This is a genomic window from Maribacter polysaccharolyticus (assembly GCF_028882255.1).
Lineage (GTDB): Bacteria > Bacteroidota > Bacteroidia > Flavobacteriales > Flavobacteriaceae > Maribacter_A > Maribacter_A polysaccharolyticus.
Genome location: NZ_JARBUY010000001.1, coordinates 21,971 through 36,842 on the forward strand (window position 1 = coordinate 21,971; position 14,872 = coordinate 36,842).

Genomic DNA, 14,872 nt, shown 5'->3' on the forward strand with positions numbered 1-14,872 from the left:
TGTTTGATTTTCCTTAAAAAAGTTTAGGCATTCTTATTCGCCAGATTACCTGCTTGGGTGTTGTCCTTTATTTTTAGTTGGGGTTCTCGCTTATGTTGTAGTAGCCAATCCACAAGTTTCTTTTTATCGAAAAAGACCATTTTTCCGTTGGGTTTGGAGTGGGGAATTTTTCCGGAAGCTGTTAGCTTGTAAAGATAACTTCTGGATATACCCGTGTAATCACTGGCTTCATCAAAGGTCAATACTTCTTTGCTTCCTATAAGTAGTTTCTCTAAACGATCCAATCGTTCCAGTATTAAAATAGTGTCCATTTTTATTGTTTTTAGGTTAATAAAATGAACAAAAGCGCTTTTGTTATCCCTTATGGGAGTGTGGTAATAAAGGTATAAAACAGGGCTGTTGAAAGAAGAAAAAAAATTAATTAGTTATTCACAAATAACTGATATACAATATATTAAATTAAAATAAATCAATTTTTATGACCATAAAATAAAAACATTTTAATTGATAAAGCTTGGCATCATTTAGCATGAAACTAAATGACCAAAAAAACGCAGTTTCTGGGAAGATTATGGGTTATTAACAATAGAAAACAAAGGTTTTGATCGATTCGGGATTTAAAAGGGCTGAATATTATATCGATGCGACTTTAATTAACTTATTGATTTATGGATTTTTTTGCACTGTTTTGTTCAATAGCATCCATTTTCAATCTCAGAGCATTCATATCTTCACTTACTTTTTTATCAATGATTTTAGCATAGTGTTGTGTTGTCCTCAAAGATTTATGCCCAAGCATTTTGCTAACTGATTCAATAGGAACTCCATTGGTAAGAGTTACAGTAGTAGCAAAGGTGTGACGTGCTAAATGAAATGTTAGATTTTTATTTATTTCACATAAATCTGCAATTTCTTTGAGATAAGCATTCATTTTTTGGTTGCTTAAAACAGGAAGCAAAAGTTCAGTGTCCAAAGATTCCTGATGTGCTTTGTATTTATCAATAATTGCCTGGGGAATTGAAAGAATAGGAATATTGCTTCTCGTATCTGTTTTTGTTCTTTTGGTTTTAATCCAATTTTGGCCATCAATACCAATAACAATATCATTTTTGATAAGTTTTTTTACATCAGCATAGGCCAATCCAGTAAAGCAACTAAATATAAAGATGTCCTTAACTTGGTTCAATCGGTCAGTTGAAAAATCTTTTTCAACTATCTTTTGAATTTCGTCACTTGTTAGAAATTCCCTGTCCACAATTTTAAGTTTGGCTTTCCAATGGATAAAAGGGTCTTTGCTAATCCAGTCATTGGCATAGGCAATGCGAATGATTTTTTTAAAATTAGTGATGTATTTAATTGCTGAATTGTGAGCACAGCTTCTTGTTGTTTTTAGATAATATTCAAATCCAGTAATAAACTTAAGATCTACTTCTCTAACAGGAATATCTTTGACCTGATACTCTTTTAGAATATAATCAGTAACATGCTTCATTGCCGTTTTATAGCGTTCCGCTGTTCCAGCTGAAAAATCTTTGCCCACTAATTCATTAACTTTATCATTGTGTTCTTGAAAAATAGCCAAAAGCATCTTTTGATTACTATTTTTTCCTAAATAGACGTTTTTGATTTTTTCTGCAGTAATCAAAATGTTATTTTCAGATAGCTGTTCTTGAATTTTATTAATCTTGAGTTCTATTGAGAGAAGATATTTATTCAATTCACGAACATCGGGAGTGGTGCCTCGTATTTTGCCTGCATCAGAATTCCATCGCGTTAGTTGCACTTTACGCCTTATGCTAAACTCACTTCGCTTACCATTTACAGTAATACGTGCATATATGGGCGCATAACCGTTTTTGTCAATATCGTTTCCTCGAGGGTAGAATAGGATGGAGAATGTAGTTTGCATCGGTGCGTATTTTTTATCTCCACTAAAATACAAAAAAAATATAAATTATAAAAATCAAGATATGCTTGTAAAACACTGTATTACTGTATTTTACAATCAATTCGGTGCGTAAATTTTATTTTAAAAAATACGCACCGAATCCCGCACTTTTTATTTGATATTTTTTGGTTTTATTTGATATTGAATAAAATTAAAAACCCTGTAAACATTTAATTTACAGGGTTTTAGTGGAATTTAGCGCATTCCCAGCGGAGAAAGAGGGATTCGAACCCCCGGAGGTGTGACCCTCAACAGTTTTCAAGACTGCCGCATTCGACCACTCTGCCATTTCTCCTGAGTGCCTCATCAGGTATTCCCTGAATGCGGCTGCAAATATAACAACCTTTTTCAATTCCAAAAAGGGAAAGTGGATTATTATTTTCATTACAGCCAGATTTATTCTTTTCAAGGGGTTATTTTTGCGCTATGGAAGAATGGTACCATTATGTACTTATTATCCCCATTGGATTTATAGTCGGGTTCATCAATACCATCGCTGGGGGCGGATCACTGCTCACCTTACCGGTGTTGATCTTCTTGGGTCTTCCTCCCAATGTGGCCAACGGAACGAACAGGGTGGCCATTGTCATACAAACCGCAATGGCAACGGCAGGTTTTAAGAGTAAAAAGGTATCTACCTTTCCATTTAATCTTTATTTGGGGACTTCAGCCTTGATGGGGTCGATCATCGGGGCTTATTTAGCGGTTGATATAAAAGGCGAAACCTTCAATAAAATATTGGCCATAATAATGATCGTCGTGGTATTGATCATTATCTTTAAGCCGAAAATCCGTTCCGAGGAATTTTTGGAACGCACCAAAGGCAAGTATTTGTGGCTGAATATCGTCGCATTTTTCTTTTTTGGTATCTATGGTGGGTTTATCAATGCCGGAATTGGGTTTATTATTATCCTCTTCCTACACTATGTGAGTCAAATGACCTTGGTACGGGCCAACGCGACAAAAGTGGTCGTGGTACTCCTATATACCGTTTCCGCCTTGATCGTATTCGTACTCAACGATAAGGTAAATTGGGGGGTTGGATTGGTTTTGGCTTTTGGAAATGGTTCAGGAGCCTGGCTGGCAAGTAGGGTGTCGGTAAAGAAAGGGGATGGGTTTATAAAAAAATTCATCGTTGTCATGGTCATCCTTATGGCCATTAAATTATGGTTTTTTGATATCTGATAATAGAAAATAGATTTATTTAAAGTGGGAAAAAACATAGCACATTTGCAATGGCGATATGCCGTTAAGAAATTTGATTCAAAGCGAATATTGTCCAAGGATACTATTGAAGGGTTAAAACAGGCCTTTAACCTTACGGCGACTTCTTACGGTTTACAGCCCATTAAATTGGTAGTACTGCAAAATAAGGAGCTGCAGAATAAATTGGTCGGGTTCTCGTATGGGCAACAACAGGTAGGGGATGCCTCCCATGTATTGATCATTTGTATCGAGAACCATATCGACACTGACTTTATCATTGGATACTTTGAAAGGGTCAGAAGGATCAGGGGTACCCAAAATGAAATTTTAAAGCCTTTTCAAGATTCCTTGGTCAAAAGTTTTTCCAAAAAAGAAACCGATGAAGTAAGGACATGGGCAACCTACCAGGCGTACTTGGCTTTAGGTAACCTATTGTCCTATTGTGCTCTGGAGCAAATAGACTCCTGTCCCATGGAAGGTTTCCTGCCACAGGAATATGATACCCTCTTGAGGTTGAATGAAAAGGGACTTTCCTCGGTTTTGGTTTTGCCTGTAGGCTATAGATCCAAAGACGATCCGTTTTCAAAAATGGGTAAGGTAAGAAAGGATATTGATGAAAGTGTTATTGAAATCATTGAATAAATACTAAAAAATAAAGAGCATGCCTGGTTTTGAGCTTTTTGGTGAGCAAGAAAAAAAAGAAGTACAAGATGTGTTGGATTCCGGTGTCCTGATGCGTTATGGTTTTGACGGAATGCGGCAAGGCCATTGGAAGGCAAGGGAGATGGAGACGGCATTAAGGGCTCGTATGGATACTAAATACGCCCATTTGGTCAGTAGCGGTACCGCTGCGTTAACCGTTGCTTTGGCAAGTGCAGGGGTTGGGGCAGGGGACGAGGTCATACTACCTACATTTACTTTTGTAGCCAGTTTTGAAGCGGTTTTGGCCTTAGGGGCCATTCCTATTTTGGCAGATATCGATGCTACCTTGACGCTGGATCCCCAAGCGGTTGAAAAAGCCGTGACCCATAAGACCAAGGTGGTAATGCCCGTGCATATGTGTGGTTCAATGGCCGATTTGGAGCCATTGAAGACCATCTGTGACAACCATGGATTAGTGTTGTTGGAAGATGCCTGTCAGGCCATCGGGGGGAGTTATAAAGGGAAACCACTTGGAAGTTTCGGGGATTTAGGTTGTTTTTCTTTTGATTACGTAAAGACGATTACCTGTGGGGAAGGGGGCGCCTTGATCACGAACAACGAAAAGTATTATCTGAATGCGGATCATTATTCCGATCATGGCCATGACCATTTGGGAACTGACCGGGGGGCAGAAACACATCCCTTTTTAGGCTATAACTACCGCATTTCGGAACTTCATGCCGCTACCGGACTTGCGCAATTAAGGCGATTGGATGAATTCCTGGAAATTCAGGAACGTAATTACACCGTAATAAGAAAGGCCTTGGAACCCATTGATGGGATTACTTTTAGGACCGTTCCAGAAGGTGGGGTTGAAAATTATTCTTTTCTCAGTTTTTTGCTATCTACCGAGGAAAAAACAAGATCTTCCCATAAAGGACTTAATGCTGCCGGTGTAGATGGCTGTTTTTATTGGTTTGACAACAATTGGCATTATTACCGTAAATGGGAACACTTGACCCATAAAAAATCTTTGGGCAATTTATCCCAAGAGGTAAAAGAACGATTACCCGATTATTCCCAAGCCGATTTTTCAAAATCGGACCATTGGATTTCCCGTACGATTTCCTGCCTAATCAAATTAAGCTGGACCGAGGAGGAAGTCAGGGAACGGGCGAAAAAAATGGCTGCGGTTTTAAGCGCTCTATAGAAATCCCTAGTAGTTGACGTAATCCACGATTTCAAGGCCATATCCTACAATACCGACCCTTTTGGTTTGTTGGGTATTGGTCAATAGTCTTATTTTGGCAATTTTGAGATCGTGTAGGATCTGTGCTCCCACACCAAAGTCCCTCGCATCCATTTCAATTTTGGGGGCTTCAAAGACACCTTCGGATTGTAATTTTTTCAATTCGGACAATCTTTTTAGAAGATTCAAGGATTGGGTCTCCTGGTTAATGAAGACAAAAACACCTTTTTCAGCTTCATTGATCGCCTTGAACATCTGTTGTAATTTCTTGTCAGGGTTGGAGGTCAAGGTACCTAGGATGTCGTTGTTCACCAAAGTGGCATTAATACGGGTCAAAATAGGTTCGCCCAACTCCCAGTCTCCTTTGGTCAAGGCGATATGGATCTGGTTGTTCGTCGTTTGTTGATAGGCATGAAGCCTGAATTTTCCAAATCGGGTAGTAATTTCAAAGTCCTCCTTCTTTTCGATTAGGCTATCGTGTTCCATACGATAGGCAACAAGATCTTCTATCGTTATGATCTTTAAATCGAATTTCTTGGCTACTTCGGCCAATTGCGGTAATCTGGCCATCGTACCATCCTCGTTGAGTATTTCAACCAAGATACCTGCAGGTTCTGCCCCTGCCAATCGGGCCAAATCTATCGCTGCTTCGGTGTGGCCTGTTCTACGGAGTACGCCTCCATTTCTTGCCCTTAAGGGAAAAATATGGCCAGGGCGTCCTAAATCATGTGGTTTGGTCGATTTATCGACTAAGGACAATATTGTTTTTGAACGGTCATGTACCGAAATACCCGTAGTACAACCATGCCCGATTAAATCCACGGAAACCGTGAACGGGGTTTGGTGCAATACGGTATTGTTCTGCACCATCATATTCAGATCCAGTTCGTTACAGCGATCCTCTGTCAGTGGGGCACAGATCAGGCCTCGGCCATGTTGGGCCATGAAGTTGATCATTTCAGGGGTTACCTTTTCGGCAGCAGCTATAAAATCCCCTTCATTTTCGCGATTCTCATCATCCACAACAATGATGACCTCTCCTTTTCGGATAGAATCAATCGCCTCTTCTATCGTATTCAATTGTATGTTGTTCTTTAATTCGATCATTATGTCGTAATTGATTTTTTCTTTTTAAATACCTTTTGAAAAAATTCAGTGATTCCATCAAAATTCATCAATCCCCTGTCCGCGGTCGCCCTTTTTGTCAAAACAATAGACAAAGGTAACATTATCAGGGTAGATAACCATGCCCCTAAGATGGGATGGATTTCATTTTTCTTTGCATAATTCTCTGCAAATACCCCAATAAAGTAATACGTAAGGAATAAAATGATGGCAATTACCATGGGAAGTCCGATACCTCCTTTACGGATGATCGCACCCAATGGCGCCCCGACAAAAAACAGGATAATACAGGATAGGGCCAAGGCGAACTTTTTATGTAAAGCCAAAATATGCCTATTGTGGATTTCATAACGCTTGCCCAGCTCGGTCTTTTTCCCTTGTACCGAGGTAACGATATTCGTCATATTCGTTGACGCCGATGCTATTAGCTGTACTTTCTGCCATTCTGGAAATAGGTTGATGACATCCCTCACGGTTTTTACACTGTCCTTGAACAAGGTGTCCTTAGGGGTTTTGACCAAGGGCTGTTTTTTTTCCTTGGCACGTCTTATCGAATCTTTTCGGTGGCCGGCAAAGGCACCCACCCTGGTTTGGATGTTTTTGGAAAAAGCACCTACGATCCTAAGGTTTTCTTGGTTCAAGGAGTCTATGTCCGTTCTTAACCGGGATACGTTCTTCATTTTTTCGGTACTGATATCGCGCTCTTCTTCCATATCCACATTGTTGAATTCGGAAAGGTCGATATTCATCGTGTAGGTTTCGAAATCGGCATTGGCAAAAGGGTATTTGTTCTTGCCTTTGGTGGTACTCCGTTCCAAATCGCGGTAATAATGGCCGTCATAAAGAACCAACTGCAGTATATCGGAAGTCTCGCTACTTTTCAGTTCTCCTGTTTTTGCCTTTATTACGGTCGAATTTACTTTAGTCTTCGTCTTAAGATGAATGGTGACATTTTCCAGAAAACGATCGTTCTCTCCGTATTTACGATCCACTTTTATATTCATGTCGGCCCCTTCAAAATCACTGAAGACCCCTTCAACAATGGCAACAGCGGGTTTTACCTTGGCTATATTCCGTCGTAAATTGTATATTTTCTGTTCCGAGGCGGGTATTACGTCATTGGCGAAATAAAAGGTGACCACCCCAAGGAAGACAATAAAGACAATAAGACTCAACATGGCCCGCTGTAAGGAAATCCCAGAGGCTTTCATTGCCGCGAACTCGTAATTTTCAGCTAAATTCCCAAAGGTAAGTATGGACGAGAGTAGAACGGTAAGTGGTAATACCTTTTCGGTCAGGTTAGGCATGAGATAAAACAAGAACTTGCCTATAATTATGATATCCAGTCCTTTTCCGGCCAAATCATCGATAAAAAGCCATATCGTTTGGAATATGAAGATGAACATCAATATCACAAACGAACTGAAAAAGTTAAATAGGAATCTCGATAAAATATACCGGTCTAGTATTCTCAATGTAATAATGTTAATTTAAAAAAACTACGGACAGTACCCATATAACCCGTGCCGATCCATGGTTCAAAAATAATCAATTACGTGGGTCTTTCTTTTCTTTTTCCAAGGGAATCCGAAATAGGGAAGAGCCTTCACGCATTACATGTACCACCCACATTAGTTTCGGATAATGTAATAACCTTCATCCTTATACTTGTTTTCATTAAAGGTAAATAAGGTTTTGGACAATGGTTGGTTTGTTTTAAAAGAATTAACGGTTATGGTGGTCATTGTACCGTTTTTACCCGTTTCGATGACTTTGTATATGTTTTTGGTCTCCGAATCTATGCCCAATAAAATGGATTTTATTTCGGTATGGGTATCAATGGGCGTCAATTTGATGAATTGTATCTTTCTGCCTTGTACGTTCTGTTCAATGTCCCATTGATAGGTGTGGCCTTCCCTGTAGAAAGTCAACATTTTGGATGGGGTCACCGTATCTTCATCATTTGATTTGTCCTCGATGGTAACTTCTTCATTTTCAGGAACAATGGTGTATACTTTATGACCGTCATATAATTGCCTCGCACCAAAGAAATTAGCGAGGTATTTGTCCCCTTGCATGGTAACGTCTCCCCTGGTTTCATTGGTGATACCGGCTTCCTTGTTATTGAGCACATATTTAAAGTCTATAAAAATATTGTCATAGCTTTCCACCTTGTTGTAAACTTCGTCCAATAAAGCCTTTGCCTTTGTTGAATTTTGGGCATTGGAAACATTCAAGGCTAAGAAAGTAACTGCAATTAAAAATATTTTTTTCATTTAATTTATTTTGACTCGTTATTCAATAATTGTTCTAAAGCAATAATATCGGGCACCAATACCTGTCTCGCTTTGCTACCTTCGAACGGACCCACGATACCTGCGGACTCCAGTTGGTCAATGATACGGCCTGCTCGGTTGTATCCCAACTTGAGTTTTCGTTGCAAGAGTGATGCCGATCCCTGTTGGGCGATGACGATCACTTCGGCAGCTTCCCGGAACATGTTGTCCCTTTCGCTTATTTCATAATCAATACTTGTGCCAGAATCCTCGCCAACGTATTCCGGTAATTCGTGTGCCTGGGGATATGCCCGCTGCGACCCTATGAATTCGGTTATTTTTTCGACTTCAGGAGTGTCAACGAAAGCACATTGTATACGTGTGACTTCATTGCCTTGCGTAAACAGCATATCACCGCGCCCGATCAACTGATCGGCTCCCTGTGCGTCCAAAATGGTTCTGGAATCGATCTTCGAGGTTACCCTAAATGCGATACGTGCCGGGAAATTCGCCTTTATAAGTCCGGTAATCACATTTACCGACGGTCTTTGTGTCGCAATGATCAAATGGATGCCTATTGCCCTTGCCAATTGTGCCAAACGCGCAATGGGGGTTTCTACTTCCTTACCGGCGGTCATGATCAAATCGGCAAACTCATCAATGACCAAAATAATATAAGGTAAAAACTTATGACCGTCATTGGGGTTCAATTTACGGGCCTTGAATTTGGCATTGTATTCCTTGATGTTTCTGACCATGGCCAATTTCAACAGCTCGTATCGATTGTCCATTTCGATACAAAGGGAATTCAAGGTGTTGATGACCTTCGTATTGTCGGTAATGATGGCTTCGTCCGAATCGGGGAGTTTGGCTAGGAAATGGCGTTCTATCTTATTATAAAGGGTGAGTTCTACCTTCTTAGGGTCAACTAAAATGAATTTGACCTCGGCAGGATGTTTTTTGTAGAGTAGGGAGGTGATAACGGCATTCAACCCTACCGATTTACCTTGGCCAGTGGCACCTGCCATTAACAAATGGGGCATTTTGGCCAAATCTACCACAAAGGTCTCGTTGCTAATGGTCTTACCGAAGGCGATGGGCAATTGCATTTCCGCCTTTTGGAATTTACTGGAGGCTATGACCGAACGCATCGATACAACCGTAGCATTTTTATTGGGCACTTCAATACCGATGGTCCCTTTTCCTGGGATGGGGGCAATGATCCTGATTCCCAAAGCAGCCAATGACAAGGCGATATCGTCCTCAAGGTTCTTTATCCTTGAAATACGAACCCCGGCTTCGGGTACGATTTCATATAGGGTGACCGTAGGGCCAATGGTCGCCTTAATTTGGGCGATCCCTATTTTGTAATTCTTTAGGGTCTCTACGATTTTATTCTTGTTCTCCTCAAGTTCTTCTTGGTTGATGGTGATACCCCCTGTGGAACCGTGTTGTACCAAGAGGTCTATGGTAGGGAATTTATAATTTCCCAATTCCAACGTTGGATCGAATTCCCCAAAATCATCGACCAATTTATTCGCGAGAATGTCTGTTTCTTCTTGCTCTTCAACGATTTTTTCGACCTCCATGGTCACGATTTCCTTTTCAGCCTCCTCTTCCTTGGGTATATTGACCTCAAAATCATCGATAACAGGTTCTTCTTTTTCCAAGGGGGGGATATCCTCTTTATGCGTATAGGTGTCTATGACGATGGGTGTATCGTCCTCTTTTTCCATGATTACGGAATCATCCGTAATTGTAGGGCTGTTGAATTCCGAGGCGATCGAAGCTTTTTTGGATTGAAAATACCCGATAAGATCTTCGGGCGTAAAATGGAACAATCGGACCAAAATAAAGATCAAACCGAACACCAAGAGCAATAGCACTCCTATTTTACCGGCATAATCCTGTAGAAAATCATTCATTTCATATCCTACCAGGCCACCCAACAGTGGTCGGCTAACGGCAAAGAAACCAAGGGAAATCGAAATCCAGAGGACGAAAATCAATCCCCAGATCCATTTCTTGAGCAACCCCGGGCCTTTTAAACCAAGGAACATGTAAAGACCGGTATACCCCAGTAAGAAAGGGAATATCAATGATGCCAATCCAAAACCTTTGTACATGAACCAGTGGCTCACACTTGCTCCGAATTTGTTCAATAGGTTTTTGGCCTGTTCATTGCGATCGGCAAACTCGGTCAGCAAACTTTGATCGTCTTGCCAAGTAAAATAAAACGAGACAAACGAAAAGAACAATGCGATGCTGAAAAGCGTCAGAAGGCTTCCCAGTATAATCTTATTTTGTTTGGATAACTTTAAAAACCAGCCCTTTTTTGGACTCTTTGGCTTTGATTTTCTCCCTTTTTTTGCCATTAATAGATGTATTCTAGGCGCAAAAATACAAATTTACAACCTAAGCCAAAGCTAGGAGTGTTTTTAAAAAAATTTAGGGATATAGATGATCAATCCGATGATACTGGCACCTATGGAGACAAGCATGACCGCACCGGCTGAAATATCCTTTATAAAACCGATTTTATGATCATACCCGGGTTTTACGAAATCGGACAACTTTTCAACCGCAGTATTCAGCCCTTCTATGCCCAAAACCATTGAAATGGCAAAAATCTGAAAGATCCATTCGGTTGCCGATATGTTAAAATAGAATCCGCCGGCGGTAACCACCAAAGCGATGAACACCTGGATTTTTATACTGGCTTCCGTTTTTATCAAAAGCAGCGCCCCTTTTAGGGCAATACCCACACTGCGGATTCTATTTTGAAGAAATGATTCCTTAGGCATCCATCAAAGCTTCCAAAGCGGCTTTGTAATTGGGCTCATCAACAGTTTCAGGAACTTGCTCAGAGTAAACTACTTTGCCTTTTTCATCGACGACCACGACAGATCTGGACAATAGACCTTGCAATGGGCCATCTGTAAATTCAACCTGGTAAGCTTTTCCGAAGTTACCATCCTTATAATCGGATAACATGACCACATTCTCTATACCCTCAGCTCCACAAAAGCGGGTTTGGGCAAAAGGAAGGTCTTTGGAAATGCAAAGTACGATGGTATTGTCCAATTCCGCGGCTTCTTGGTTAAATTGCCTTACGGAAGCGGCGCAAGTCCCCGTATCGATACTTGGGAAAATATTAAGTACCAACTTTCGGCCTTCGTATTCCGATAAAGAACGGGTAGATAGGTCGGTTAATGTCAATTTGAACTCCGGCGCGGTACTACCATTGGATGGTAAATCGCCGAGTGTATGTATTTCATTCCCTTTTAGTGTTACTGTAGCCATAATGATGTGTTTTATATGAACGGTGAAATTATAAAATATATGCCTTAAATGGAATGATTATCGCATAAAAAAAGTCCGTTCCCCATAAGGTCCCGGACTACTTTTCCTTTTCAAAGCAATTTTTTATGACTATTTGTCTATGGATCCCACGACGCGTTTCATAAACTCGTTGAGGGCTTCTTTCTTGTCTTTGCCTTCTTTGACGGCTTTGTTTACTTCAAGAGCGCCGTACATATTGGAGATGATCTCCCCGATAACATCGAGCTCCTCATCTTTTAAAGAAGGGGCTTCCGTCAAGGCTTCCAAGGTTTCAAGGGTTTCGATGATATAATCCTCATCGTTCTCCTCTATAAAACCGGTAAGGTGTTTAATTACTGGTAACTTCACTGATCAATTCTTTTAAAACGTCATATTTATTCGTCTGGACTTGGTTTTTAAACTCCCCGTTCACGAAAGTTGCGAATGTAGGAAGGTTGTCCACATTGGCTAATTTTCGTGATTCCGGAAATTTTTCCGCATCGGCCAAAATAAAGGTGACATCCTCGTTTACGGTAGCTTCCTTTTTGAATTTCGGTTTCATGATACGGCAATTGCCACACCATGTAGCGGAATACTGTACAACGACGTTTTTATTTTCAGCGATAATTTCATTCAAATTATCATTTTCCAATTCTATGAGCATAGGATGTTTTTTTTGGGTTGAACAAAACTTGGCAACGACCCATTCAAGCATTGGTCGTTGCCGTGATTATTTATATTAGTTGGTATGTGATGCCAAGTATTCGGCAACCCCTTTTCTATCGGCGGTCATGGCATCTTTGCCTTCTTCCCAGTTGGCAGGGCATACTTCCCCTTTTTCCTGAACATGGGTATAGGCATCGATCAAACGCAAATATTCATTAACGTTTCTACCCAATGGCATATGGTTGATCCCTTCATGGAAAACAGTACCTTCCTCATCGATCAAATAAGTGGCCCTATACGTTACATTGTCGCCGTCAACGGTTACTACACCCGTTTCCTCATTGTACTGCTCATTGGTAATGTCCAATATGCCCAATGTGGATGCAAGGTTTCTGTTGCTATCGGCCAATAGGGGATAGGTAACCCCCTCAATACCACCATTGTCCCTAGCGGTGTTCAACCATGCAAAGTGAACTTCCGCAGTATCACAAGAAGCACCGATAACCACGGTATTCCTGTCTTCAAATTTCTTCAAGGATTCTTGGAATGCCAATAATTCCGTCGGACATACAAAAGTAAAATCCTTAGGGTACCAAAAAAGCAATACTTTCTTATTGTTTTTTTGGGCCTCTTCCAAAACGTTCAATTTGAAAGTGTCACCCAAATCGTTCATTGCATTTACATCCAAATCCGGAAATTTTTTTCCTACAAAAGCCATATTCTATATAATTTAAGGTTATTGATTCTAGGTGCAAAATTAAGGCAGGATGCTTTGATAATCCGATTTGTCGATTCGTAAAATCGATAGGGATATAAGTATTATATATAGTGATGTTGAAAAGGGGTAAATATTGGAAAACAGGCGAAAATGGTAGGCTAAAAATGGTTATGTGAAAAAATTGACCCCTTCTTTTTGCGGAGATGGTAATGGGTGGATTTCATTTTTTTTTGAAGGAATCAATCAGCGATCACCAATTGCTTTATTTTTATCTGAAAAGCGGCGAAAATCAAGGTCATAATCGGGCTGAGCCAATTGAATATGGCGTATAGAAAATATTCCCCTACGCTTACACCCAAAACTCCGCTATGATAAGCCCCACAGGTATTCCAAGGAATCAATACCGAGGTGACCGTACCGGAATCCTCAAGGGTCCTACTTAAATTTGTCGGATCAAGACCTTTGTCCTTATAGGCTTGTGAAAACATTTTACCGGGAATCACGATGGCCAAATATTGATCGGAAGCCGTAATATTCAAGGCAAGGCAGCTTCCCACCGTACTGGCGAATAAACCAAAGGTTGATTTTGCCATTTGTAAAAGGGATTTCGTGATCCGGGACAAGGCGCCTATACCATCCATGATCCCGCCGAAGAACATGGCGCACATGATGAGCCAAATGGTGCCGAGCATCCCTTCCATACCTTTGCCCGTAAATAAATCGTTCAATGCGGGGTTATCGGTGGCCACATTGGTTTCTACCGTGATGGCGTTCATGATCCCTTTATAACCCGATTCAAAAGTAAGTTCCTTGGAATTCGTAAGTCCGGCAACAATATCCGGTTGAAAAATAAGTGCAAAAACACCTCCCAATAAGGTGCCGATCAATAAGGCGGCCAAAGGCGGGGTCTTTTTAATGATCAAGGCAATCACTACTATGGGCACGATAAATAGCCAACCATGGATGTTGAAGGTGGCATCTATATCGTTCAAAATTGCAGCGGTATCGGCAGAGCCCGTCGTGTCAATGGTAAACCCTAAAATGATAAAAACCACTAAAGTAATCGAGATGGTGGGTACGGTAGTCAAAAACATATACTTGATATGGTCGAACAGGTTGCCTCCGGCCATTGCAGGGGCAAGATTCGTCGTATCGCTCAAGGGAGACATCTTATCCCCGAAATAGGCACCCGATAGGACGGCACCGGCCGTCATGCCCAAAGAAATCCCTAAAGCTTCACCGATACCGATCAATGCGATTCCCACGGTAGCCGATGTTGTCCAGCTACTTCCCGTGGCAATGGAGATGATGGCGCAGATCACCACACAGGCTGCAAGGAATATGGTCGGATTCAATATTTGCAATCCGTAATAGATCATGGCGGGAATAACACCACTGATCAACCAAGTCCCGGCCAATGATCCCACCAACAAGAGAATCAATAAAGCTCCGGTCGTGGATTTGATGTTTTCCGCAACCTCGGCCAACATGGTCGTATAACTCACTTTGTTCAAAAAACCGACGATTGCAGCTACGGCCCCTCCCATAAGGAGGATAAATTGATTGGATCCCCCGATGGCCTCATCCCCGAACACAAAAACATTATAAGCAAGCATGCCCACAAGGGCAATAACGGGAATCATTGCCTCCCAAATATTTAACTCTTTATTTTCTTCAACATGCGCTTCTTTTCTGAGTTCATCGGGATTGGTTTTCGACAT

At 41.0% G+C, this 14,872-nt stretch carries 15 protein-coding genes and 1 tRNA gene; 3 read left to right on the top strand and 13 right to left on the bottom strand.

What is annotated here, in order from left to right; genetic code table 11:
- Positions 1 to 23: 23 nt before the first annotated feature.
- The 3 genes from PHU20_RS00105 to PHU20_RS00115 all read right to left on the bottom strand — a co-directional run bounded on the left by PHU20_RS00105 (position 24) and on the right by PHU20_RS00115 (position 2,243).
- A complete protein-coding gene (locus PHU20_RS00105) occupies positions 24 to 311 on the bottom strand; it encodes a helix-turn-helix domain-containing protein (protein ID WP_274823295.1) in 288 nt (95 codons plus the stop codon).
- A gap of 347 nt (positions 312 to 658) precedes the next feature.
- A complete protein-coding gene (locus PHU20_RS00110) occupies positions 659 to 1,909 on the bottom strand; it encodes a site-specific integrase (protein WP_274823296.1) in 1,251 nt (416 codons plus the stop codon).
- Between the two features lie 249 nt (positions 1,910 to 2,158).
- A tRNA-Ser gene (locus PHU20_RS00115) sits at positions 2,159 to 2,243 on the bottom strand.
- Between the two features lie 131 nt (positions 2,244 to 2,374).
- Between PHU20_RS00115 and PHU20_RS00120 the strand changes: the two genes are divergently transcribed.
- Genes PHU20_RS00120 through PHU20_RS00130 form a run of 3 tightly spaced genes read left to right on the top strand, consistent with a single transcriptional unit; the run spans position 2,375 to position 5,006 of the window.
- Complete coding sequence (locus PHU20_RS00120) at positions 2,375 to 3,133, top strand: sulfite exporter TauE/SafE family protein (RefSeq protein WP_274823297.1); 759 nt, start codon at positions 2,375 to 2,377, stop codon at positions 3,131 to 3,133.
- Between the two features lie 24 nt (positions 3,134 to 3,157).
- A complete protein-coding gene (locus tag PHU20_RS00125; RefSeq protein ID WP_274823298.1) occupies positions 3,158 to 3,796 on the top strand; it encodes an NAD(P)H-dependent oxidoreductase in 639 nt (212 codons plus the stop codon).
- A gap of 19 nt (positions 3,797 to 3,815) precedes the next feature.
- The gene (locus tag PHU20_RS00130) at positions 3,816 to 5,006 is read left to right on the top strand and encodes a DegT/DnrJ/EryC1/StrS family aminotransferase (RefSeq protein ID WP_274823299.1); all 1,191 of its coding nucleotides are present in this window, start codon (positions 3,816 to 3,818) and stop codon (positions 5,004 to 5,006) included.
- Between the two features lie 6 nt (positions 5,007 to 5,012).
- Here PHU20_RS00130 and ribB read toward each other — a convergent pair whose 3' ends face one another.
- The 10 genes from ribB to nhaC form a co-directional block, all read right to left on the bottom strand.
- Entirely contained in the window at positions 5,013 to 6,152 is a 1,140-nt protein-coding gene (gene ribB, locus PHU20_RS00135) for a 3,4-dihydroxy-2-butanone-4-phosphate synthase (RefSeq protein ID WP_274823300.1), read from the bottom strand.
- Positions 6,152 to 7,645 carry an LptF/LptG family permease gene (locus PHU20_RS00140; protein ID WP_274823301.1) on the bottom strand — a complete coding sequence of 498 codons (1,494 nt, stop codon included), beginning with the start codon at positions 7,643 to 7,645 and terminating at the stop codon, positions 6,152 to 6,154. Before PHU20_RS00140 ends, ribB begins: the two co-directional genes overlap by 1 nt.
- Before the next feature lie 156 nt (positions 7,646 to 7,801).
- Positions 7,802 to 8,446 (bottom strand): outer membrane lipoprotein periplasmic chaperone LolA1, encoded by a 645-nt coding sequence (gene lolA1 / locus PHU20_RS00145; RefSeq protein ID WP_274823302.1) that lies wholly within the window; start codon positions 8,444 to 8,446, stop codon positions 7,802 to 7,804.
- A 5-nt stretch (positions 8,447 to 8,451) separates the two neighbouring features.
- The gene (locus PHU20_RS00150; RefSeq protein ID WP_274823303.1) at positions 8,452 to 10,821 is read right to left on the bottom strand and encodes an FtsK/SpoIIIE family DNA translocase; all 2,370 of its coding nucleotides are present in this window, start codon (positions 10,819 to 10,821) and stop codon (positions 8,452 to 8,454) included.
- 63 nt (positions 10,822 to 10,884) lie between these two features.
- Entirely contained in the window at positions 10,885 to 11,250 is a 366-nt protein-coding gene (locus PHU20_RS00155) for a diacylglycerol kinase family protein (protein WP_274823304.1), read from the bottom strand.
- Positions 11,243 to 11,749: a thiol peroxidase gene (gene tpx, locus PHU20_RS00160; RefSeq protein ID WP_274823305.1), complete on the bottom strand. Its 507-nt coding sequence runs from the start codon at positions 11,747 to 11,749 to the stop codon at positions 11,243 to 11,245. The genes PHU20_RS00155 and tpx overlap by 8 nt, the downstream gene beginning before the upstream one ends.
- A gap of 129 nt (positions 11,750 to 11,878) precedes the next feature.
- Positions 11,879 to 12,136 (bottom strand): DUF6952 family protein, encoded by a 258-nt coding sequence (locus tag PHU20_RS00165; protein ID WP_274823306.1) that lies wholly within the window; start codon positions 12,134 to 12,136, stop codon positions 11,879 to 11,881.
- Positions 12,117 to 12,431, bottom strand: a complete 315-nt coding sequence (locus tag PHU20_RS00170) for a thioredoxin family protein (RefSeq protein ID WP_274823307.1) — start codon at positions 12,429 to 12,431, stop codon at positions 12,117 to 12,119. The genes PHU20_RS00165 and PHU20_RS00170 overlap by 20 nt, the downstream gene beginning before the upstream one ends.
- 75 nt (positions 12,432 to 12,506) lie before the next feature.
- Positions 12,507 to 13,151 carry a peroxiredoxin gene (locus PHU20_RS00175; RefSeq protein WP_274823308.1) on the bottom strand — a complete coding sequence of 215 codons (645 nt, stop codon included), beginning with the start codon at positions 13,149 to 13,151 and terminating at the stop codon, positions 12,507 to 12,509.
- Between the two features lie 239 nt (positions 13,152 to 13,390).
- Positions 13,391 to 14,872, bottom strand: a complete 1,482-nt coding sequence (nhaC, locus tag PHU20_RS00180) for a Na+/H+ antiporter NhaC (RefSeq protein WP_274823309.1) — start codon at positions 14,870 to 14,872, stop codon at positions 13,391 to 13,393.

Excerpts from the sequence above, each read along its gene's own strand:
- PHU20_RS00150 (WP_274823303.1), bottom strand. The coding sequence starts at position 10,821 with ATGGCAAAAAAAGGGAGAAAATCAAAGCCAAAGAGTCCAAAAAAGGGC.
- nhaC (WP_274823309.1), bottom strand. The coding sequence starts at position 14,872 with ATGTCGAAAACCAATCCCGATGAACTCAGAAAAGAAGCGCATGTTGAA.
- tpx (WP_274823305.1), bottom strand. The coding sequence starts at position 11,749 with ATGGCTACAGTAACACTAAAAGGGAATGAAATACATACACTCGGCGAT.
- PHU20_RS00105 (WP_274823295.1), bottom strand. The coding sequence starts at position 311 with ATGGACACTATTTTAATACTGGAACGATTGGATCGTTTAGAGAAACTA.
- PHU20_RS00170 (WP_274823307.1), bottom strand. The coding sequence starts at position 12,431 with ATGCTCATAGAATTGGAAAATGATAATTTGAATGAAATTATCGCTGAA.
- PHU20_RS00110 (WP_274823296.1), bottom strand. The coding sequence starts at position 1,909 with ATGCAAACTACATTCTCCATCCTATTCTACCCTCGAGGAAACGATATT.
- lolA1 (WP_274823302.1), bottom strand. The coding sequence starts at position 8,446 with ATGAAAAAAATATTTTTAATTGCAGTTACTTTCTTAGCCTTGAATGTT.
- PHU20_RS00155 (WP_274823304.1), bottom strand. The coding sequence starts at position 11,250 with ATGCCTAAGGAATCATTTCTTCAAAATAGAATCCGCAGTGTGGGTATT.
- PHU20_RS00175 (WP_274823308.1), bottom strand. The coding sequence starts at position 13,151 with ATGGCTTTTGTAGGAAAAAAATTTCCGGATTTGGATGTAAATGCAATG.
- PHU20_RS00130 (WP_274823299.1), top strand. The coding sequence starts at position 3,816 with ATGCCTGGTTTTGAGCTTTTTGGTGAGCAAGAAAAAAAAGAAGTACAA.
- PHU20_RS00120 (WP_274823297.1), top strand. The coding sequence starts at position 2,375 with ATGGAAGAATGGTACCATTATGTACTTATTATCCCCATTGGATTTATA.
- ribB (WP_274823300.1), bottom strand. The coding sequence starts at position 6,152 with ATGATCGAATTAAAGAACAACATACAATTGAATACGATAGAAGAGGCG.